The following is a 19,681-nucleotide window of genomic DNA, read 5'->3' on the forward strand; positions in this document are numbered from 1 at the left end:
TCGGCCCCGCGTTACGGGGTGGGCGTGGCCGGCACGTACGGTACGGCAGGTGAACGAACCGCTCGAAGCCGTGACCGGCACCACTGCGGACGAACGCGTCCGGGCCACGACGACCCGCGTGTTCCTGGCGCTCGCCCCGCCCGACGGAGCGAAGGAAGAGCTGGCGCAGGCGCTGCGACCGGCCTACGCCGCCTTCCCCCACATGCGGTGGAACCGTATCGAGGACTGGCACATCACCCTGGCGTTCCTCGGCGAGCTGCCGGTCACCGCCGTCCCGCCCCTGATGCCGCCCCTCGCCGCGCTCGCGACGCGACAAGCGCCGCTGCGGCTGGCGCTGCACGGCGGCGGGCACTTCGACGAGCGGGTGTTGTGGACCGGGGTCACGGGGGACCTTGACGGGCTGCACCGGCTCGCCACCGCCGTACGCGCCCTCGTCAGGGAGTGCGGTGTCGCCTTTCCGGATCGGCCGCTCCGGCCGCATCTGACCCTGGCCCGGTCCCGCCGGGGCGACCATGCGGCCACGGTGGAGGCGGCCGCCGGGCTGGCCGGGTTCGCCGGCCGGAGCTGGGAGGCGGGGCGCCTCCACCTGGTCGGCAGCAACATCGGCCGTGGCCCGGGGCCGATCCACTACCGCGATATCGAGGCCTGGGACTTCCGGGCCGGGGCGGGCGGGGCCTGAAAGGGCGTTACGTCCCAGCGGGGGGGTGTTTCGCCGCCGGAGCGCCGGAGAAGGGCGACGAGCCGTTCGAGGTCGACCACCGGAGCGACTCGGTCACGGTGTGGGTCAACCGGGAGCCGAAGACGGGGACCGCGTACCGGCACCGGGCACCGGGCACCGGGCACCGGCGGGCGGCTAGCCGAGAACGAGTGGGAGGGTCGCCGCCAGTCCGCCCAGTTCGGACGTCTCGGCGTCGGTCGGGGCCCGTCGCCCGGTGCCGACCAGCAACACGTCCTCGTCGGAGAACGAGGCGGGGAACGCGGCCCCGCTGATCCTCTCGATCATGTCGCGTGACCGGGCGAGCCCTTCCGGGGGCGGCCCCGCCGCGTCCGGGAGGTGCATGACCAGGTCGAGGTGGTGCAGCGTCCACTCCAGTACGTACGCGGAGAGGTAGTCGCCCGCGGTGAGGACCTCGCCGCAGGTGCCGACCCGGAGATCCGGATCGGCGAGCCGGGCGGCGCGGCCCGCGGCGGAGCCCACGTCGTCGAGGTGGAACGTGAGCAGACCCGGGTCCTGGTAGGCGGCGGCCAGCCGCACGGTCAGGGCGTCGAGCGGGTCGTCGCCCGTGGGTGGCGTACCGGAGACGGTCCAGTAGGTCACCGCGTCACGGGTCGGTTCCGTTTCGGCGGGTGTCACCAGGGTGATCAGGACGTCCTGCGCGTCGATGATCAGGTGACACACGAGGTCCCGCACGAGCCAGCCGGTGCAGCCGGACGGCCGGTCGAAGTCCTCGTCGGAGAGTCCGGCGACGGCCTCACGCAGTGCTGTCCACGAGTGTGCGAAGAGATCCACACCGGCGACGGTAGTGCGGTGCCGGAACGGCGGACAAGCCGAACTTCCCCGTCACCCGGTCTCGTTTCGCAGCGGCCCGGCGTGCGTCAGCAGGAACTCGGTCGCCCGTGCGATGGCCTCGGCGGGCGTGCCATGGACCGCCTCCGACTCGTCCTCCTGCAGGTCGGCGCCCGTGGCGGTGTACCACCAGGCATCGGCGCCCGGATCGTGGTGGATGACGGCGTCGCCGCCCGCGTAGTGGAGGGGGATGGACTCGCTTGCGGACTTCTTGGGCACCGCATGGGGCCACTTGAGGCGGGCCGACTGGCGCTTGATGCCACCCCAGGCCGCGCCGAGCTGCGCGTAACTGGAGCCGCCGCGTCCGGCGACGGTGGCCGCGCTCTCGGCCAGCCGGTCGACGGACCGCTTGGCTTCGTAGAGCGAGCGCAGCATCGCCAGCTGCACATCGGGCGCGGCCATGAGCGCGGCGTCGAAGGGCTTACCGGCGGCGCGGTACGCGAGTGCGCGCGTCGAGATCCGTTCGGCCAGCGCCCGGGCCGCGGCGAGCACCTGCTCGTCCATGGCGAACGTGTCGTCGTCGCCGGGCTCGTTCCAGGCGGGGTCCACCGGGGTCAGGACCGTGGCCCAGAAGGTGTCATCGCTCTGATCAGGGGTGGGGATCGCCCTCACATCATCCATGCGACAACTCTAACTGTCACAATACTCGTGGGCAATTGTTTATGTCGCCACGACTCTACGACAGGAACATCTGTCAGTACGAGCCGTAACTGTACCTTTCGTAAGGTACAGTTACGGCGATCGGGGCGGTTCTCACAGTGAGGCTCACAGGGATGATCATCAGTACGAAGCGGCGCTGGCTACTCCTGGCCGTGGTGAGCGCGGGGCTCCTGTTGATCACCTTGGATAACTCCATCCTGTACTCGGCGTTGCCGACGCTGGTCGAGGATCTCGGCGCGAGCAGCTCCCAGGGGCTCTGGATCATCAACGCCTACCCGGTCGTGATGGCCGGCCTGCTGCTGGGCAGCGGCACGCTCGGCGACCGGGTGGGGCACCGGCGGATGTTCCTGGTCGGCCTCGTGGTCTTCGGTGCGGCCTCGCTCGTCGCGGCGTTCTCCACCAGTCCGGAGGCCCTGATCGCCGCGCGGGCCTTCCTCGCCGTCGGGGCCGCCGCGATGATGCCCGCCACACTGGCCCTGATCCGCGTCACCTTCGACGACGAGCGCGAGCGCAACGTGGCCATCGCGATCTGGGGAACCATGGCGGTCGTGGGCAGCGCGCTGGGCCCGATCGTCAGCGGGATCCTGCTGCAGCACTTCTGGTGGGGGTCGGTCTTCATCATCAACGTCCCCGTCGTCGTCGCGGCGGTCGTCGCCACGCTGGCCCTCGCTCCCCCGAACGACCCGGACCCCTCCAAGCAGTGGGACCTCCCCTCCTCGCTCCTGGCGCTCGTCGCCCTGGTCGGCCTGGTGATGGCGATCAAGGAGACGGCGAAGGTCGACCCCGCTCCGGCGGTCATCGCCGCCGCCCTCCTCGCGACCGCGGTCGGCGGGTGGGCGTTCGCCCGGCGCCAGCGCCGTCTGCCCTACCCTCTGCTCGACTTCGCGATCTTCCGCAACCGTGCCTTCCTCGCGGGTGTGCTGGCCGCCGGATTCGCGCTGTTCGCCCTCGCCGGCATCCAGCTCGTCACCACACAGCGCTTCCAGCTCGTGGAGGGCTTCACCCCGTTGCGGGCCGGATTCCTCGTCGCGGCCGTCGCCGCCGGCGCGTTCCCCACGGCGATGCTCGGGGGTGCGATCCTCCACCGCGTCGGCCTGCTGCCCCTCATCACCGGAGGCCTCACCCTCGGAGCCGTCGGCACCGTGGTGGCCCTGATGAACTTCGCCACCAGCACGCCCCTCCTCGTCACCGGACTGATCATCACCGGCGGCGGCCTCGGTGCGGCCATGTCCGTCGCCTCCAGTGCGATCATGGGCAACGTTCCTGCCGCCAGGGCGGGCATGGCCTCGTCCGTCGAGGAGGTCTCCTACGAGTTCGGCGGCCTGGTCGCGGTCGCGCTCCTCGGCAGCCTGCTGACGGCCGTGTACTCCGCGACCATCGACCTTCCCGCCGGAGTCTCCGACCGGGCGCGCGACAGCCTCGACAGCGCGCTCGCCCTGGCGGACGAGGGGGCACGGACGAACATCCCGCTGGTCACGGCGGCCTCGGAGGCGTTCGACGGGGCGTATCTCGCCGTGATGATCGTGGTCGCCGCCGCCCTCGCCATCGGCGCGCTGGCGACCGGACTTCTGCTGCGCCGCCACGGCCCCGGCTCGGCACTGTCCGCCCCCGCGCACCAGCCATCCGACGCCCGACAATCCGACGGCGGACCGCACCCCGACGGCAGCAGGGAGCAGCCATGCGAACCAGCAAACGAACCCAGATCCTCGACGCCGCCACCCGGGTCGTGCAGCGTGAAGGCGTCAAGAGCGTCACCTTCGACTCCGTCGCCGCGGAGGCCGGACTGACGAAGGGCGGCCTCCTCTACCACTTCGCCTCGCGCGACGACCTCATCCAGGCGATCCACCAGCATCTGGCCGACCGGTGGGAAGCCGATCTGGTCGCGGCGGCGGGGAAGCCCGCCGCCGAGGCCACCCGCGACGAGCGGCTCGCCGCGTACACCCGGGTCGCCATCCAGAGCGCCACCCGGGCCGAGCTGCTGCTCATGCTCGAAGGGTCGACGAACACCGGACACGCGGCCGTCTGGGAAGCCGTGACGGAACGGTGGGCGCCGCCCCCACCCCCGGCACCGGCACCCGTACCCGGACCCGCATCGGCATCGGCATCGGCATCGGCATCGGCCACCGACGATCCTGCCGCGCTCGACCGGTTCATCCTCCGCCTGGCCGCCGACGGCCTGTGGCTGTACGAATCCCTCACCTCGGACCGACTGGACCCCGCCATGCGGCAGGCCGTCGCCGAGCGCATCGCCGACGCCCTGGATCAGTAGGCTTCGGCAGCCTTCCCCAGGGCGGTGGTGAGACGGCCCAGCACGTCCTGCAGCCCGAGGACCTCGTCCAGGGAGAGGCCGGTCGCGGCCAGCACGCCACGGGGAACGGACAGCGCGCGCTCGCGCAGTCGCGTGCCCTCGTCGGTCAGGTCGATCAGGACGGAACGTTCGTCCTCACGGCTGCGTTCGCGCCGGACCAGCCCGGCCGTCTCCAGTCGCTTCAGCAGCGGCGAGAGGGTCCCGGAGTCCAGCTGGAGACGCTCCCCGATGGCCTTGACCGACTGCGGGCCGTGCTCCCACAGGACCAGCATCACCAGGTACTGCGAGTAGGTGAGACCGAGGTCCTTCAGTGCCTGCCGGTAGAAGCCGCCGAACGCTCGCGACGCGGCGTGCAGCGAGAAGCAGACCTGATGGTCCAGCCGCAGCAGTTCCGCGTCGGGGACGGCGGGCAGTTCGGGCGAGGCGCTCGGAGCAGTGGTCATGGAACCAGCGTACCGCCGACCACGCCATTGAGTTGTGCACAATTCAGTTGTGTGCAATCTTTATGGCAGTGGCCGCGACCATCCCGGTCGGGGCTCCAGAGGAGGGTCACCCATGGACGCGTTGTACACCGCCGCCGCCACCGCCAACGGTCGCGAGGGCCGTGCCGTCAGCTCGGACGGTCAGATCGACCTGCCCCTCGCCATGCCCCCGGCCCTCGGCGGCAACGGCAAGGGCACCAACCCCGAGCAGCTCTTCGCCGCCGGCTACGCGGCCTGTTTCGCCAGCGCGATGGCCGCGGTCGGCCGCGAGATGAAGGTGGACACCAAGGACGCCTCCGTGACCGCCGAGGTCTCCATCGGCAAGGAGGGCGACGGCTTCGGGCTCGCGGTGGTCATGCGGGTGGAGCTGCCGGACTCCCTCGCGGGCGAGGCCGGGCAGAAGCTGGTCGAGGCCACGCACGCCTACTGCCCGTACTCCAAGGCCACGCGGGGCAACATCGACGTCGAGCTCGTCATCGAGTAGTCCCCGGTTTCGCCCCTTTCCATCCTGCGCCCACCCGAATCCCACCGTCGCCGCGGCGGGGGCCGGCCGAGAACGCCACCGGCCGGCCCCCGCTCGTCGCGGTGCGACGTCGTCGCGACCGTCAGCCCTTCAGACGGGCCAGCACCGCGTCCACCGCGCGGTGCACGGCCTCGCGCGCATCGTCGGTCGGGTCGAGCGTCTCGAAGCCGTGGCGTCCTTCCGGTACGTCGATGATCTCGACGTTCGCCCCGCAGCGGGCGGCCTCGGTCAGGAACTCCTCGACCGTCGCGGCGATCTCGGCCATCTCGCGTCCCGCCCGGACCAGCACGAAGGGCAGGTGACCGGCACCGGAAACCGCCCGGACCGGGTGGAAGCGGGTGTCGGCCAGTCCCCAGCCCGGCAGCGGCGCGAGGATCGGGTAGTTCGCCGCCACGCAGCGCAGCCACGCCGGGGGCTTCGCCAGCCAGTCCGCCGCGAGCGGGCCCCCGCCCGAGAAGAACCACAGCGCGATCCGGTCCGCGTCCACACGCGGATCGGCGCGCACCCGCTCCACCGCGTCGGCCACGTCCCCGGCGGCCGTCCCGTAGTCGGCCACGGAGCGCAGCCGGTGGTCGAGCGTGACGCCCACGGCTCCCCGCCCGGCGACGTACCGCGCGTACCCCGTCAGGGTCGGCCAGTCCCGGGGCGTGGGCCGCGCCTCGGCGGGCACCGGGCCGCCGTGCACGAACACCACCGCCGGGTGCGGACCCGGACCGTCCGGCGGATACAGATCGGTGTTCCCGGTCCGCTCGCGGGGCCGCTCCGGTACGTCGAGAAGGAACGGCCGCAGATGGGCGGGCGGGGCGGCGGCATCGGTGGCGGAGGTCAGTCTGTGACCCGCACCGGCGGCGGCCTTGATCAGGGTCGCGGCCAGTTCGGCGGGGCAGGACAGCATCGGCCAGTGCCCCGTGGGCAGTTCGAAGAAGGCCACCCGGGCGTCGGCCAGGGCCCGGAGTGCCCGATCGCCGACGTCCACCATGATCTGGAGCATCTCGACGCCCGGCCCGTTGCCGGTGCACAGCACCCCGGTCACGGGCACCCCGGCCACGGCGCCGGTGAGTCGCAGCGGCTGGAGCAGCGTGCCCAGTGGCTGCGGCGCCGCGAGGGCGGTGAGCCCGTCGAGCGCCGCGTCGGAGAGGCCCGCGGTGCTGCCCCAGCGGGACCACGCGTCCCGGGCCGGGGGCGGCAGTTCACCGCCGCCCGCCCCCTCCCCGCTTCCGGCGGCACGCTCCGCCACCTCCTCGCGCAGGCGCTGATCGGGCACCGCGGCCAGGGCGGGAACACCGTCCCGCGGCATCCCGGCGTCGAGGTGGACGATCCGGGCGATCGCCCCGGCCCGCCGGTCCGCCGCGCCGAGCACCGGGTGGATGCCGTAGTCGTGGCCGACGAGCACGATCTCCTTGCCCGGCTCCCCCTCCGCCACCACCGCGTCGATCACCGCGAGCACATCCGCGATATGCGTCTCCAGGTCGATGGCCCCGCCGGAGCCGCCGGCGCGTCCGCCGAGTCCGGTGAGCGCCGCGATGCGCACCTCGGCACCTTCGGCGGTCAGCCGCGCGGCGGTGTCCCGCCATACGTGCGGCCCGGTGAACGCCCCGGCCACCAGGATGAATACGGTCATGGCCCCTCCTCGTCACGATGTCTCCCGCGCACCGGCCCGAACCTCCGGCAGCGCTCGCCGGTACCGTAGGAACTCCCCCTGGTGGAGGTTCAAGTGTTCTCGTCGTACGACGGCTTGTGCACCATCGGTGAACTGGCCGAGCACGCGGGCGTCAGCGTCAAGACCGTCCGCTTCTACTCGGACCGCGGGCTCCTGCCGGAGGCGTCCCGCAGCGCCGGCGGTCACCGCAGGTACGCCCCGGAGGCCGTGGAGCGGCTGGCGATGATCCGCTCGCTGCGCGGCCTCGACCTGCCGGTTCCCGAAGTGCGCCGCATCCTCGACGAGCAGGACGACCGGGACGGGGCGGGAGGCGCGGACGGTACGGGTGGTGCGTTGGAGGATGCGGTGGCCGGGCGGCTGCGTCTGCTGGGCTCCGAACTCGCGGCGCTGCGCTGGCGGGAGGCCGCGCTCCGGCTGGTGCAGGAGTGCCCGCCGGCCGAACGGCCCGCCCGGCTACGGCTGGTCGGCGCGGTCGCCGCCCCTCCCAGCACCGCATCGCTGGCCCGGTTCTGGCGTTCATGGCTGCCGGCCCGTATGCCCGCCCGCTCCGTCACCGCGTTCCTGGAGGCGGCGGTGCCGCATCCTCCCGACGATCCCCGACCGGCCCAGGTCCTCGCCTTCGCCCGGCTGCACGCCTTCGTGACCCGTCCCTGTGACGGTCGCGGCGGCTCCTCCCAGCCCCGCGCGCACGGCGTCGCGGGGGCCCGTGCGTCGGCCGTGCTGTACGCGGGGCTTGCCGAGGCGTACGACCTGGCGGGCGGTGAGCTGCGCCGTGGGGCGGAGCCCGCCCCCGGTGAGGCGCTGGACGGATTCGTGGACGCGTACGCCGGTACGTACGGCGTACGCGACACGCCCGCCTTCCGCCGGGTGCTGGCCGGCCGGCTGGCGGCCGATCCGCGCATCGACCGGTACTGGGACCTGACGGCCGAGGTGATCAGCGCTCCCGGCGGCCGTCCCGAGCCGACCCCGGGGTCCGCGCACGACTGGCTCCTGGCGGCGCTGGAGGCTCAGTCGGAGGCGGCGGGCCACAGCGGTGTGCGGGCCGTCTCACCCCGGTGAGCGGGGCTCCTCGTGCTCCGCGACCGCGCTGCGCAGGAACTCCCGCAGGGTCAGGGCCGCCGGGAGCGGTGCGTCGGGCAGTGCCACGTGCACGGTCCGGCGCAGGGTGGGGTCGGTGAGGGGGCGCAGGACGAGTTCGCCGGGGACCGCTCGCGCCGCCAGTGAGGGGACCAGGGCCACGCCGAGTCCGGCGGCCGCGTAGCCGAACTTCCCCGCCCACCCGGCGATCCGCATGATCCGTTCCGGGGTGAAGCCCGCTCGGGCGCAGGCGTCGGCGAGCACCGTGGGGCGGTCGCCGTAGGCGCTCTGGATCCAGGTCTCGTCGCGGAGTTCGTACAGGTCGACGGCTTCGGCCCCGGCCAGGCGGTGCCGGCGTGGAAGGGCGACGAGCAGTTCGTCCTCGCACAGCACGGTCGTCGTGATTCCGTCGGCCGGGGGCAGACCGTACGGGTAGTCGCTCACGACGGCGAGGTCGAGCGTTCCGTCCGCGAGCTGCCGCATCAGCGTGCCGGTCGGGCTCTCGACGGCCGACACCTCGATCTCCGGCCGGGCGTCCTTGAGGGCGCGCAGCGCGGCCGGCAGGAGGGCGATGCTGGCGGTGGCGAACGCCCCTGTGTGCAGCGGGCCGCCGTGTCCGGCGTGCAGCACGCTCAGGTCCCGCTCGGCCCGGGCCAGGCGGTCGAGCACGTCCACGGCGTGCCGGTGCAGCATCCGGCCCGCGGGGGTGAGCCGGACACCTCGCGGCAGGCGCACGAACAGCGGGCCGCCCGCCGCGTGTTCCAGCGCGGCGATCCGCCGGGACACCGCGGACTGCGTGTAGTTGAGCTGCTCCGCCGCCTGTGTGAACGATCCGGTCCCGGCCACGGTGACGAGCAAACGGAGCGATTCGTTCTCCCACATGTCCATCCCTGTCCGTCGCCGTGCGGTCACCGGCATCTTCGCCGATCGCATTCCTGTCGCGCATGGGTTTCATGCGATGCGGTCGCTGGTGTCATGTCTCGGGCCGTCATAGCGTCGTTCACGCGGCGGCGCCGGAGGGAAAGGGCGCACGACCGTCCGGCCCCGCCGCTCGCTCACCGACGACGCGCAGGGGCCGGTGGCCTCGATCCCGAGAGGGCGGTTCATCGTGCGACAGACCCGGAGCGGACCGGAGTTGGGACAGCGGATCGGCACGTACCACGCCGTGGGCCTCGCGGGCGCGCTCGCCCAGGCCGCGCTGCGGACCGTCACGCTGCTGGGGGTCGCCATGATCGTCGCGCTGATATGGATCAGGCCGAACTCCGCGCTGCTCAAGGGCACGGTGGCCGCGGCCGTGGTGCTCGCGCTGTTCGGTCTGCGGCTGGCGTGGCGCACCGTCGTGGCGCGGCTCGGCGGCAACCGGTGCCGGCTGCACCAGGGCGGCGTCGCCGTCACCGGACCGTTCGGCGGGGTGCGGGACGCGGTGGTGTGGCGGGAGGTGACCGGTCTGCGCCGGATGAGCAGCGCGTCCCCCCTCATGGCCCTGCACCGCGTCGAGCTCGAACGGCGGGGCCGCCCGCCCCTCACCTTCACGGCCTTGGGCCTCGAACCCGCGGTGATCCCGGTCCTGTTGCGGCTCGCCGCACGCAACGGCCTGGAGTAGCGGGCCCGGCCCGCTCGGGCTCAGGCGGCGATGACCGCGGCGCCGACCCGTCCGCCGTCGACGTCCACCACCGTGCCGTGCACGAAGGCCGCCTCGTCGCTCGCCAGCCAGACGGCGGCGTGGGCGATGGCCTCGGGGGCTCCGATGTCGCCGGCCGGGGTGCCCTTCATCATGACCCGGGCGGGGTGCGTCCCGCTGTCCCTGACGGCGGGCGCGGCGATCACGCCCGGGGAGATGGCGTTGACCCGTACGCCCTGCGGGCCGAACTCGGCGGCCCAGCCCCGGGTGAGCGTCTCCATCGCGCCCTTGGTGGAGCTGTAGAGGGTGCCGACCGGGATGCCGAGGCGGGCGACCCATGAGCCGAGGTTGATGACGGCTCCGCCGCCCGCCCGGGCCATGGCCGGGGCGACGGCGGCGGTCAGGAAGAAGGGCGCCTTGACGTTCACCGCGTAGACCCGGTCGAAGGTGTCCTCGTCCGTGTCGGCGGTCGTGGAGCCCGGGAAGATCCCGGCGTTGTTGACCAGGATGTCGATGCGGCCTTCCAGCACCCGGGCGGCCTCCTCGGCGAGCCGGCCGGAGACCGCGGCGGTTCCGTCGAGGTCGGCCGCCACGAAGTCCGCGCGTCCGCCGGCCGCGCGGATCGATCCGACGACCGCGAGTCCCCGTTCCCGGTGGCGGCCCGAGACGACCACATGGGCCCCTTCGGCGGCGAACGCCTCGGCGATGGCCTGCCCGATGTTGCTCGTCGAGCCCGTGACGAGCGCCGTCTTTCCCTGAAGTCGTCCGCCCATGGCGCGTCTCCTCTTCCCATGATCGCGTGCGCGCTCCCGTGTCCGGGGGCCTCGCCCGGCCGGATCCGCGGGGCGGTCCGGTGCTCCGGACCACGGCACCGACTGTGCTCCGATGAAAATGGACCGGCAAGTCCAGTCCGGGCGGTCGGCCTGTCGGCGGCTCGCCTAGGATGGACCCGTCGGTCCAGTCGAGGAGGATGCCGATGTCACAGGCTTCGACCGCGAAGGGGCGCGCCACACAGGCCCGTATCGTCGAGGGCGCCGCGGAGGTGCTGCGCGAGCAGGGCGTCGCCTTCACCACGCTGGACGACATCCGGGACCGCACCGGTACGAGCAAGAGCCAGCTCTTCCACTACTTCCCCGGCGGCAAGGACGAACTGCTGCTGGCCGTCGCGGAGTTCGAGGCGAGCCGCGTACTGGCGGACCAGCAGCCGCATCTGGACTGCCTGGATTCCTGGGAGTCCTGGTACCGCTGGCGGGACGCGGTGGTGGAGCGGTACGAGCTGCAGAACGACCAGTGCCCGCTGGGATCGCTGTTCCTGCAGGTGGGCCGTACGGAGCCGGGCGCGCGGGCCATCGTCGCCGAGCTGATGCGCCAGTGGCAGGAGCGCATCGCGGACGGCATCCGCACCCTGCGCGACCGCGAGCTGGTCGCGGCGTCCGTGGACGTCGACCGGAACGCCGCCGCGCTGCTGGCCGGGATCCAGGGCGGAGTGTCGATCATGATGTCCACCGGCAGCTCGGCCCATCTCAGGGCCGCGCTCGACACCGGGATCGAGCAGCTCCGCTCCACCCCGGCCGGCGCCCGCTGAGCGCCCGGTCCGGCTGCCCCGAAAGCCGCTGCCCCACCCCCTCCGGAACTCCCCCGGTCAGCCGTCGGTGTGCGGGCCGAACCGTTCGGGGGCGAGCTTCGCCAGCAGCGAGGTGACCACGAGATCGGTCGAGGCCGCCATGTCCACGGATTCCGGCGACAGCAGCCACTGGACCTGCAGCCCGTCCATGACCGCGATGATGGCGTTGGCCGCGTTGTCGGTCAGTTCCGCCCGGTCGGCGGGCAGTTCGCAGGCCTCGCGCAGGGCGTCGGAGACGAAGGCGCGCAGCCCGTGGTAGCGGTCGCGGAAGTAGTCCTGGGCGGGGTGGTCGTCGGTGACGGATTCCGCCGAGAGCACCGCGTACAGCCGGACGATGCCTTCCCGTTCCGCGTTGAGCAGCGCGGTGTTGACCAGGTGGCGCAGGAATTCCAGCCCCTGGGGGCGGTCGGGTCCGAGGTGCTCGATGTCCCTCTGGTCGCGCAGTTCGAGCACGCTGGTGAGGAGCAGGGCCTTGGAGCGGAAGTAGTGCAGCACTCCCGCCTGGGTGAGGCCGACCCGGTCCGCGATCTCGGCGAGCGAGGCGTTGTTGTAGCCACGGGCGGCGAAGGCGTCCATGGCGATGGCCAGGATGTCCTGCTGTCGCTGCCGGGCTTCCGGGCTGCGCGGCGTGCGGGGTCTGGCCTGGCTGCGTGCCGGTCTGCCCACTGACTGGTTGCTCACCGGGCCAGCTTAAGCCTGCCGGAGCGCCGGTGAAGATCTTCCGGACGGCGCCGGAGAACACCGCGGCCGACTACTTACTAACCACTTAGTGGGTGTGCTTTCATGCCGTTGTCCCGCCCTCTTGTGACCGGCACGCCCGGAGCGAGGCGTCCGCCGCGCCCTCCGGCCGCCGGGGTGCCACCTGTCAGCAGGTACGAACCCGAGGAGAGCCGCAACCATGCCAAGCCCCACCCCCCTGCGTTCGAGAGCGCGCGCGGCAGGCGCCGCGTTCGTCGTCGCCGTCGCCGCACTCGGCGTCAACGGCGCCATCACCACCGCCCGGGCGGCCGACCCGGCCGCACAGGTCTGGGTCACCACCCCGGACGGCGCCAAGAAGCTCACCCCGGAAGGAAGCGTCCCCTTCGACGGAACACCGCAGGCGGTCGACATCCGCATCGACGCCGCCGACAAGGGCCAGAAGTTCACCGGTGCGGGGGCCTCGGTGACGGGCGCCTCCGCCCATCTCCTCCAGTCCCTCCCCCAGGCCCAGCGCACCTCGGTGCTGAGGTCGCTGTTCTCCACGGAGGGCGACGGCATCGGGCTCAACTACCTGCGCCAGCCGCTGGGAAGCACCGACTTCGACGCGAACACGGACGCGTACACCTACGAGGACACCCGGGGTTCCTTCTCCATCGACCGGGACCGGAGCCAGATCCTCCCGGTGCTGAAGCAGGCCACCGCCGTCAATCCCGCCATCCGCTTCATGGGCTCGCCCTGGTCGCCCCCGGCCTGGATGAAGACCAACGACTCCCTCAACGGCGGCAGTCTCCGTACCGAGCACTACCAGGCCTACGCCGACTACCTCGTCAAGGCGATCAGGGCGTACGGGCAGGAGGGGATCACCCTCACCGATCTCACGGCACAGAACGAGCCGGAGTTCGCGACCAGTTACCCGTCCATGAGCATGACCTCGGCCCAGCAGGCGGACTTCCTCCGGGTGCTGGACCAGACGCTCACGGCGGCGAACCTGCCGACCAACATCCTGGCCTACGACCACAACTGGGACCATCCGAACTATCCGCTGGACGTCTTCGCGCGGACGGGCGGCATCCAGCGCATCATCGGCGCCGCATTCCACTGCTACGGCGGAGCGCCCGCCGCGCAGAAGCAGATCGCCGACGCCGGTAAGCGGGTGTTCTTCACGGAGTGCTCGGGCACCGACAGCGAGAACCCGGCGACGACGTTCGGCGACACGCTCAAGTGGCACGCCGAGAACCTCGTCGTGCAGAACATGCGCAACGGCGGCGAGACGGTCATCAACTGGAACCTCGCCCTCGACCGGAACGGCGGCCCCCACCAGGGGCATTGCACCAACCGCTGCAACGGCATCGTCGAGATCGACGGCGGCCAGGTGACCCGCAACGCCGAGTTCTACGTCCTGGGCCATGTCTCCAAGTTCGTCCGGGCCGGCGCGGTCCGGATCGGCTCCACCAGCCAGGGCGCCGGAGGGGTGCAGAACGTCGCCTTCCAGAACAGCGACGGCAGCCGCGCGGCCGTCGTCGTCAACGCCTCGTCCGGGGCGCAGCGGTTTTCGCTGACGGACAACGGCAGGTCGCTGGCGTACACCCTGCCCGCCGGGGCCGTCGCCACCTTCACCTGGGACGGGAACGGCGGAACGACCGACCCGCCCGCGGGCTCCATCGATCCCGCCGCCTGGTACCAGGTGCGCAACGTCAACAGCGGCGCCTGCCTGGACGCGGCCGACTGGGGCACGGCGAACGGCACCGCGCTCCAGCAGTGGGCCTGCGGGACCGGGGCCAACCAGGGCTGGCAGTTCCGGCCGGCCGACGGCGGCCACTACCAGGTGGTGAACCGGCACAACGCGAAGGCCTGGGACGTCGACGGCGGTTCCGGGGCGACCGCGGACGGCGCCAAGGTGCATCTGTGGTCGTACGAGGGCGGCCTCAACCAGCAGTGGCGGCCGGAGGCCCTGGGCACCAGCGGGCAGTACCGCTTCGTCGCCCGCCACAGCGGAAAGTGCCTCGCCGTCGACGGCTCCTCGACGGCCGATGGGGCCAGGCTGTCGCAGCAGCCCTGTTCCGGCTCCGCCGCGCAGGCGTTCACCCTGACCGGCTGACGCGGGGCAGCGAGTCTCCGGTACGGCCCGGGGCCTCGTTCCGCGCCGCGTCCTCGCGGTGCGGAACGGGGCCGCCGGTGCGACGTCCGCCTTACGGGCGGCTCGACGAAATCGGGCGTGCCGGACACTGTCCCCGCCCGACGCACCCTCATATGCTTCGCCTTCTGCCTGTTCGCCCGCTTCAGGAGGCTCCGTGCCGGCTCGCACCCTGTACTGCTACACGTGTGATTCCGATGAGAAGCACCGCTCCCTCACCACCGGCGAGAAGACCTGGCTCAGAGGCCGCACGGGCCGTCGGAGCGTCGACGAGTTCTTCATGTGCGAGGCGCCGAGCTGCCGCAATGTGCGCAGCGGCTTCAACAAGCACCCCTTCGACCCGGTGATCCGCGTCCCTCTGCCGGACTGACCTCGCTCAGGGCGCTTCGACGGCTTCCTTGATGCGCTGCCCGAACGCCGGCGCGTCCTTGCGCGCCGCGCTTCCCGCGAAGCCGACCAGCAGCTTGCCGACTCCGTGGCCCTCCAGGACGTTGAAGAGCCTTACGTGCGTCCCGCCGTCCGGCGTGGGTTCGAGGTCGTAGCCGCCCTCCGCCGCGGTGATGAGGTTCTTGGACTGCTCGTGCCAGCGGATCCGGGTCGGAGCGACCAGTTCGCTGATCTCGAAGTCGCGCCGGGAGGTCATGCCCGCGTCCTTGACCGTGCTGTGGAAGACGGTGCCGACGCGGGTCGGGCCGTTCGGTGATTTCTCGATGCGCTGCACCCGTGGGCTGAACTCGGGGTCGTGTTCGCCGTCCGCGAGGTAGGCGAAGACCTCCTCGATGGGCCGGTCGATGTCGACCGTGGCTTCGAAACGTGTACTCATGGCTCTCTCCGGTCTGCTGGGGCGCGCACGGGAGATACGACGGGAACGGCCACCGCCGGAGGGGCGACCGCGCTCGGCGCGTCGCTCCGTCCACGCTACCGGAGGCGGGCGGGGTCAGCCTGTCGGCCGGCGTCGTGGCCGTCGTCGGGCGGGCGGATCGCCGGGCACGAAGAATCCCCGGACCGTAATTGCGGTCCGGGGATTATCGCGCGTATATTGGATTCTTCTGCGCTCATGCAGAAAGGCCCCGCTCGGGGGCCTTATGGATACGAATATATCTGGCGGGGAGCCGTTTTGTCAAACCGGGAAAGCGACGAATTGCGGGAAGAGCAGGAATTCATCGACCGGCTCCATGCCCGGGTCGACGCCCTGCGCGGCGTGGCGGCCGACGGTGTCGAGCGCGCGCTGACGCCGGTCGGTACGGGACAGCAGGCGCGGCTGGAGCGCGACATACTGGTCGCGGAGCGCTCGGGGCTGCTCGCCGCGCTCGACGCGGTCGACGGGTCCCTGTGCTTCGGTCGCATCGACCGCTCCGACGGGCTCGCGCACCATATCGGCCGGATCGGGATCCGTGAGGACGACACCGAGCACACTCCTGTTCTGATCGACTGGCGTGCGCCGGTGGCACGTCCCTTCTATCTCGCCACCGGGCACACGCCGATGGGGCTGCGCCGGCGTCGGCACATCACCACCGAGGGCCGCACGGTCACCGAGCTCCATGACGAGATCCTGGATCTCGGGGACCGGGACCGCACCGGATTCGAGGATCCGAACGGTGACGCCGTGCTGCTCGCGGCGCTCAACTCCGCGCGGACCGGGCGCATGGGCGACATCGTGCGGACCATCCAGGCCGAGCAGGACGGCATCATCCGGGCCCCGCACCGCGGCGTCCTCGTCGTCGAGGGCGGCCCCGGCACCGGAAAGACCGCCGTCGCGCTGCACCGGGCCGCCTTCCTGCTGTACGAGCACCGCGAGCTGCTCGCCAAGCGGGCCGTGCTCATCGTGGGGCCCAACCCGGCGTTCCTGCGCTACATCGCGGAGGTGCTGCCCGCGCTCGGCGAGACCGGGGTGCTGCTCGCGACGCAGGCCGAGCTGTTCCCCGGGGTGCACGCCACCGGTACGGACACCCCGCGCGCCGCCACCGTCAAGGGCGGCGAGCCGATGGCCGAGGCCCTCGCCCTGGCCGTACGCGACCGGCAGCGGCTGCCGGAGCCCGGGGCCGCGATGGTGATCCCGCACGAGGACGGCGGGGACCTGATCCTGGACTGGGAGATCGCCTACGAGGCCCGGCAGGCGGCCCGGGACACCCTCCTGCCGCACAATCTCGCCCGGCCCCACTTCGTCTTCCGGGTCATCGACGCGCTCACCGCACAGCTCGTCGAGCGCATCGGTGCGGACCCCTACGGCGGGCCCAACTTCCTCGGCCCCGACGATGTGGCGCTGCTCGGCCGGGACGTCGCGCTGAGCAAGGAGGTGCACGCGGCCGTCGACGAGCTGTGGCCGCCGCTGACCCCCGAGGGCTTCCTCGCCGACTATCTGGCCCACCCCGTGTACGTACCGGAGGAGGACGCCGACGCGATCCGCCGCCCGGCCGGCGCCGGGGCGTGGACCCCCGCCGACGTACCGCTGCTCGACGAGGCCGCCGAGCTGCTGGGCGTCGACGACAGCGCGGAGCGGGCGGCCGCCGAGGCGGCCCGTCAGGAGCGGGTCGGCTACGCGCAGGGGGTGCTGGAGCTGTCGCGGGGCTCGGAGAGTTACGAGTTCGAGGACGAGGAGTCCGAGGTCCTCGCCGCCCACGACATCATCGACGCCGAGCGGATGGCGGAGCGGCACGAGGAGGCCGACCACCGCACCGCCGCCGAGCGGGCCGCCGCCGACCGTACGTGGGCGTTCGGGCACATCATCGTCGACGAGGCGCAGGAACTCTCGCCGATGGCGTGGCGGTTGCTGATGCGCCGGGCGCCGACCCGCTCGCTGACCCTGGTCGGGGATCCGGCCCAGACCTCCGAGGAGGCGGGCGTCGGGTCCTGGGAGAGGATTCTGCGGCCGTACGTCGGTGACCGCTTCGAGCACGTCACGCTGGAGGTCAACTACCGTACGCCCGCGGAGATCATGGAGCTGGCCGCCGGAGTCCTGCGGGAGAAGAACCCGTCGTTCACCGCCCCGGTCTCGGTGCGCTCGACCGGCGAGAAGCCGTGGAAGCGGGCGGCCGGGGAGGATCTGGCGGGCACGGTGGCCGAGGCCGTCGTGGAACTGACGCCCCGGGAGGGACGCCTGGCGGTGATCGCGCCGCGTGCGCTGCACGAGGAGATCGCCGCGCCGCTGGACGGTGTCGTGGCAGGCGAGGCCCCCGACCTCACGCACCCCGTGGTGCTGCTGGATCCGCGCCAGGCCAAGGGGCTGGAGTTCGACCATGTGCTGGTCGTGGAGCCGGCCCGGTTCGGCACGAGCGATCTGTATGTGGCGCTCACCCGTGCCACGCAGCGTCTGGGCATCGTCCACCGGGAGGAGCTGCCACCGGCGTTGCGTTGACGGACGTCGCGGGCAGCGGGGGTGGCCGGAACACGGTGGGCGAACCCATAGGGTGACGCCATGTCTTCGCCATTGAGTTCGACCAAGACCGCGGCTGCTCTCCGCACCTCGGCACGGGTCTCCGCAGAGTTGTTGTTGGTCCTGGTGGCGGCGGCGGTCGCGCTGTGGGTGCTGGGCCGGATGTGGTCGGTCCTCTGGCCGCTGATAGTCGCTCTGTTCCTCACCACGCTGACCTGGCCGCTCGCCCGCTTCCTGCGCGCGCACGGCTGGCGGCCCGCGCTCGCCGCGTCGGCGGTGACGGTGTTCTCCCTGCTGGTGGGGGCGGGCATCGTGGCGCTGATCGCGGTGCCGGTGGCGGACCAGTCCGGGGAACTGGCCGGCAGGGTGGTCGACGGCATCGAGAAGCTCCGCGAGTGGGCGGCCGGTCCGCCGCTGAACATCGGCGACGACCAGATCACCGGCGCCCTCGACACCGCGACCTCCAAGCTCCAGGACAGTGTCGGCAGTGTGGTGACCACCGCCGTCACCGGGGTGAGCACCGTGGTCAACGGACTCGTCACGGCGGTACTGGCGGTCTTCCTGATGTTCTTCTTCCTCAAGGACGGCACACGGTTCCTGCCGTGGCTGACGCGTCAGCTTCCCGGCAGGCTCGCCACCGACATCCCCGAAGTGGCCTCCCGCAGTTGGGACACCCTGGGGGCGTTCGTACGGTCCCAGGCGTTCGTCGGTCTGCTGGACGCGGTCTTCATCGGGCTCGGCCTGTGGATCCTGGACGTGCCGCTGGTTCTGCCGCTGGCGGTGCTGACCTTCGTCTCCGCGTTCGTGCCGATCGTGGGGGCGCTGTTCGCCGGATTCGTCGCGGTGGTCATCGCTCTGGTCTCGAACGGGCCGATGGACGCCCTGATCGTGCTCGGGATCATCATCGTGGTCCAGCAATTGGAGGGCAATGTGTTCCAGCCCATGATCCAGAGCCGCGGGCTGGGTCTGCACGCCGCGACGATCCTGCTCGCGGTGACGCTGGGCGGCAGCCTGGCCGGTGTGGTGGGAAGCCTCCTCGCCGTTCCGGTGGCCGCGCTGCTCGGGGTGGCCTGGAACTATCTCCGCGAGCAGCTCGCGCAGGAGCCGCGGGAGCCGGAGCCCGAGGATCTGCCCGCGGATGCGCCGGTTCCCTCGTAGGGCCCGCCACCGGCGGGCAGGCGGGAGTGGTCAGGACGGGGTGCGGATCGCGGCCAGGAGCCGGGCGCAGCGTGCGGCCATCTCCGTAGCGGACTGCTCGGGGTGGGAGATCCACCAGCCGACGAGCGCGCCGACCGTGCCGGTCCACACGTGCTTCAGCGCGTCGGCGTCCAGCGGGTCGCGGTTGCCCTGTCCGTGCAGGACGTCCGCCGTACCGGAGGCCGCGAGGTCGTCGATGGCCGCGCGGTGGGCGTGTGCGGCGGCGTGCGGATCGGAGCCGGGCTTCAACGTCCGGTCGTACAGCACGAACCAGGCTTCCCGCTGCTCCTCCAGTACGTCGAAGACGGCTGCGAGGACGCGCGGCGGAACGCTCGACGCGGCGGGCGTGACGCCGGGTGGATCCGGCGTCATCGCCTCCTCGATCGCGGAGCGCAGCCGGGGCGCGATCTGTTCCAGGCAGGCGAGATAGAGCCCGTCCTTGGAGCCGAAGTAGGTGTACAGCATCGGCTTGGTGACCCCCACCCGCCGGGCGATCGAGGCCATCGACGCCGAGGCGTGTCCGTGCCGGCCGAACTCCTCCATGGCGGCGGCGAGGATCTGCGCCTCGCGCCGCGCCCGGGGAACGCCTTTCGTCCCGGCGCCGGGCACCGGGCCGGGGGCCGCGCCGGAGCGAGGCGGTCCGGAGCGGGCCGGTCCGGACTCCGGCGAGGGCGGCGGGGCGGGCGACTGACCTCTTGCCGTGTTCATGCCTGGACTATACGTTGCAGTAAATTACCCAGAGGTAAATTACTGGAA

At 72.1% G+C, this 19,681-nt stretch carries 20 protein-coding genes; 11 read left to right on the plus strand and 9 right to left on the minus strand.

All coding sequences use genetic code 11. The annotated features are described in order from the left end of the window. The first annotated feature begins 49 nt into the window (after positions 1 to 49). Complete coding sequence (gene thpR / locus ACSMXR_RS00200; protein WP_473170899.1) at positions 50 to 679, plus strand: RNA 2',3'-cyclic phosphodiesterase; 630 nt, start codon at positions 50 to 52, stop codon at positions 677 to 679. Between the two features lie 174 nt (positions 680 to 853). Here the strand turns inward: thpR and ACSMXR_RS00205 are convergent, their stop codons facing one another. Together ACSMXR_RS00205 and ACSMXR_RS00210 are read right to left on the minus strand one after the other, a co-directional pair. Continuing rightward, positions 854 to 1,510, minus strand: coding sequence for a maleylpyruvate isomerase N-terminal domain-containing protein (locus ACSMXR_RS00205; RefSeq protein WP_473170900.1), 657 nt, complete (start codon positions 1,508 to 1,510; stop codon positions 854 to 856). 51 nt (positions 1,511 to 1,561) lie between these two features. Continuing rightward, positions 1,562 to 2,188, minus strand: coding sequence for a hypothetical protein (locus ACSMXR_RS00210; protein WP_376187980.1), 627 nt, complete (start codon positions 2,186 to 2,188; stop codon positions 1,562 to 1,564). A 152-nt stretch (positions 2,189 to 2,340) separates the two neighbouring features. Between ACSMXR_RS00210 and ACSMXR_RS00215 the strand changes: the two genes are divergently transcribed. Next, the gene (locus ACSMXR_RS00215) at positions 2,341 to 4,014 is read left to right on the plus strand and encodes an MFS transporter (protein WP_473170901.1); all 1,674 of its coding nucleotides are present in this window, start codon (positions 2,341 to 2,343) and stop codon (positions 4,012 to 4,014) included. Continuing rightward, positions 3,906 to 4,496, plus strand: a complete 591-nt coding sequence (locus ACSMXR_RS00220) for a TetR/AcrR family transcriptional regulator (RefSeq protein WP_473170902.1) — start codon at positions 3,906 to 3,908, stop codon at positions 4,494 to 4,496. The genes ACSMXR_RS00215 and ACSMXR_RS00220 overlap by 109 nt, the downstream gene beginning before the upstream one ends. On the opposite strand, the gene ACSMXR_RS00225 is transcribed toward ACSMXR_RS00220, so the two are convergent. Then, positions 4,490 to 4,978: a MarR family winged helix-turn-helix transcriptional regulator gene (locus ACSMXR_RS00225; protein WP_473170903.1), complete on the minus strand. Its 489-nt coding sequence runs from the start codon at positions 4,976 to 4,978 to the stop codon at positions 4,490 to 4,492. The genes ACSMXR_RS00220 and ACSMXR_RS00225 overlap by 7 nt on opposite strands. Positions 4,979 to 5,090: 112 nt before the next feature. Between ACSMXR_RS00225 and ACSMXR_RS00230 the strand changes: the two genes are divergently transcribed. Further along, positions 5,091 to 5,501, plus strand: coding sequence for an Ohr family peroxiredoxin (locus tag ACSMXR_RS00230; protein ID WP_030082228.1), 411 nt, complete (start codon positions 5,091 to 5,093; stop codon positions 5,499 to 5,501). A gap of 121 nt (positions 5,502 to 5,622) precedes the next feature. On the opposite strand, the gene ACSMXR_RS00235 is transcribed toward ACSMXR_RS00230, so the two are convergent. Further along, positions 5,623 to 7,161 (minus strand): alpha/beta hydrolase, encoded by a 1,539-nt coding sequence (locus ACSMXR_RS00235; protein ID WP_473170904.1) that lies wholly within the window; start codon positions 7,159 to 7,161, stop codon positions 5,623 to 5,625. A gap of 93 nt (positions 7,162 to 7,254) precedes the next feature. Between ACSMXR_RS00235 and ACSMXR_RS00240 the strand changes: the two genes are divergently transcribed. Next, positions 7,255 to 8,259, plus strand: a complete 1,005-nt coding sequence (locus tag ACSMXR_RS00240) for a MerR family transcriptional regulator (RefSeq protein ID WP_381911284.1) — start codon at positions 7,255 to 7,257, stop codon at positions 8,257 to 8,259. On the opposite strand, the gene ACSMXR_RS00245 is transcribed toward ACSMXR_RS00240, so the two are convergent. Further along, a complete protein-coding gene (locus ACSMXR_RS00245) occupies positions 8,248 to 9,159 on the minus strand; it encodes a LysR family transcriptional regulator (protein WP_473170905.1) in 912 nt (303 codons plus the stop codon). The genes ACSMXR_RS00240 and ACSMXR_RS00245 overlap by 12 nt on opposite strands. Before the next feature lie 226 nt (positions 9,160 to 9,385). Here ACSMXR_RS00245 and ACSMXR_RS00250 point away from each other — a divergent pair, with 226 nt between their 5' ends. Then, positions 9,386 to 9,880, plus strand: a complete 495-nt coding sequence (locus ACSMXR_RS00250) for a hypothetical protein (RefSeq protein WP_473170906.1) — start codon at positions 9,386 to 9,388, stop codon at positions 9,878 to 9,880. Between the two features lie 20 nt (positions 9,881 to 9,900). On the opposite strand, the gene ACSMXR_RS00255 is transcribed toward ACSMXR_RS00250, so the two are convergent. Beyond that, positions 9,901 to 10,671 (minus strand): SDR family NAD(P)-dependent oxidoreductase, encoded by a 771-nt coding sequence (locus tag ACSMXR_RS00255; RefSeq protein ID WP_473170907.1) that lies wholly within the window; start codon positions 10,669 to 10,671, stop codon positions 9,901 to 9,903. Positions 10,672 to 10,874: 203 nt separating this feature from the next. Here ACSMXR_RS00255 and ACSMXR_RS00260 point away from each other — a divergent pair, with 203 nt between their 5' ends. Continuing rightward, complete coding sequence (locus ACSMXR_RS00260; RefSeq protein WP_364886521.1) at positions 10,875 to 11,483, plus strand: TetR/AcrR family transcriptional regulator; 609 nt, start codon at positions 10,875 to 10,877, stop codon at positions 11,481 to 11,483. Between the two features lie 57 nt (positions 11,484 to 11,540). Here ACSMXR_RS00260 and ACSMXR_RS00265 read toward each other — a convergent pair whose 3' ends face one another. Further along, positions 11,541 to 12,203, minus strand: coding sequence for a TetR/AcrR family transcriptional regulator (locus ACSMXR_RS00265; RefSeq protein ID WP_276609166.1), 663 nt, complete (start codon positions 12,201 to 12,203; stop codon positions 11,541 to 11,543). Positions 12,204 to 12,420: 217 nt separating this feature from the next. Here ACSMXR_RS00265 and ACSMXR_RS00270 point away from each other — a divergent pair, with 217 nt between their 5' ends. Both ACSMXR_RS00270 and ACSMXR_RS00275 read left to right on the plus strand, forming a co-directional pair. Beyond that, a complete protein-coding gene (locus ACSMXR_RS00270) occupies positions 12,421 to 14,319 on the plus strand; it encodes an RICIN domain-containing protein (RefSeq protein ID WP_473170908.1) in 1,899 nt (632 codons plus the stop codon). Positions 14,320 to 14,512: 193 nt separating this feature from the next. Then, complete coding sequence (locus ACSMXR_RS00275; protein ID WP_137231296.1) at positions 14,513 to 14,725, plus strand: hypothetical protein; 213 nt, start codon at positions 14,513 to 14,515, stop codon at positions 14,723 to 14,725. 6 nt (positions 14,726 to 14,731) lie between these two features. On the opposite strand, the gene ACSMXR_RS00280 is transcribed toward ACSMXR_RS00275, so the two are convergent. Further along, positions 14,732 to 15,178 (minus strand): SRPBCC family protein, encoded by a 447-nt coding sequence (locus tag ACSMXR_RS00280; RefSeq protein ID WP_137231295.1) that lies wholly within the window; start codon positions 15,176 to 15,178, stop codon positions 14,732 to 14,734. Positions 15,179 to 15,496: 318 nt separating this feature from the next. On the opposite strand from ACSMXR_RS00280, the gene ACSMXR_RS00285 reads away from it, so the two are divergent. Then, on the plus strand, positions 15,497 to 17,710 hold the full coding sequence (locus tag ACSMXR_RS00285) for a HelD family protein (RefSeq protein ID WP_473172490.1): 2,214 nt from the start codon (positions 15,497 to 15,499) through the stop codon (positions 17,708 to 17,710). 60 nt (positions 17,711 to 17,770) lie between these two features. Continuing rightward, complete coding sequence (locus tag ACSMXR_RS00290) at positions 17,771 to 18,886, plus strand: AI-2E family transporter (protein ID WP_376187995.1); 1,116 nt, start codon at positions 17,771 to 17,773, stop codon at positions 18,884 to 18,886. Between the two features lie 30 nt (positions 18,887 to 18,916). On the opposite strand, the gene ACSMXR_RS00295 is transcribed toward ACSMXR_RS00290, so the two are convergent. Then, a complete protein-coding gene (locus ACSMXR_RS00295) occupies positions 18,917 to 19,633 on the minus strand; it encodes a TetR/AcrR family transcriptional regulator (protein WP_473170909.1) in 717 nt (238 codons plus the stop codon). Between the last annotated feature and the right edge of the window lie 48 nt (positions 19,634 to 19,681).

The sequence above is a fragment of the Streptomyces sp. DSM 106670 genome, from assembly GCF_055792845.1.

Excerpts from the sequence above, each read along its gene's own strand:
- ACSMXR_RS00230 (WP_030082228.1), top strand. The coding sequence starts at position 5,091 with ATGGACGCGTTGTACACCGCCGCCGCCACCGCCAACGGTCGCGAGGGC.
- ACSMXR_RS00225 (WP_473170903.1), bottom strand. The coding sequence starts at position 4,978 with ATGACCACTGCTCCGAGCGCCTCGCCCGAACTGCCCGCCGTCCCCGAC.
- ACSMXR_RS00255 (WP_473170907.1), bottom strand. The coding sequence starts at position 10,671 with ATGGGCGGACGACTTCAGGGAAAGACGGCGCTCGTCACGGGCTCGACG.
- ACSMXR_RS00280 (WP_137231295.1), bottom strand. The coding sequence starts at position 15,178 with ATGAGTACACGTTTCGAAGCCACGGTCGACATCGACCGGCCCATCGAG.
- ACSMXR_RS00220 (WP_473170902.1), top strand. The coding sequence starts at position 3,906 with ATGCGAACCAGCAAACGAACCCAGATCCTCGACGCCGCCACCCGGGTC.
- ACSMXR_RS00260 (WP_364886521.1), top strand. The coding sequence starts at position 10,875 with ATGTCACAGGCTTCGACCGCGAAGGGGCGCGCCACACAGGCCCGTATC.
- ACSMXR_RS00245 (WP_473170905.1), bottom strand. The coding sequence starts at position 9,159 with ATGTGGGAGAACGAATCGCTCCGTTTGCTCGTCACCGTGGCCGGGACC.
- ACSMXR_RS00290 (WP_376187995.1), top strand. The coding sequence starts at position 17,771 with ATGTCTTCGCCATTGAGTTCGACCAAGACCGCGGCTGCTCTCCGCACC.
- ACSMXR_RS00210 (WP_376187980.1), bottom strand. The coding sequence starts at position 2,188 with ATGGATGATGTGAGGGCGATCCCCACCCCTGATCAGAGCGATGACACC.
- ACSMXR_RS00270 (WP_473170908.1), top strand. The coding sequence starts at position 12,421 with ATGCCAAGCCCCACCCCCCTGCGTTCGAGAGCGCGCGCGGCAGGCGCC.
- ACSMXR_RS00235 (WP_473170904.1), bottom strand. The coding sequence starts at position 7,161 with ATGACCGTATTCATCCTGGTGGCCGGGGCGTTCACCGGGCCGCACGTA.
- ACSMXR_RS00215 (WP_473170901.1), top strand. The coding sequence starts at position 2,341 with ATGATCATCAGTACGAAGCGGCGCTGGCTACTCCTGGCCGTGGTGAGC.
- ACSMXR_RS00295 (WP_473170909.1), bottom strand. The coding sequence starts at position 19,633 with ATGAACACGGCAAGAGGTCAGTCGCCCGCCCCGCCGCCCTCGCCGGAG.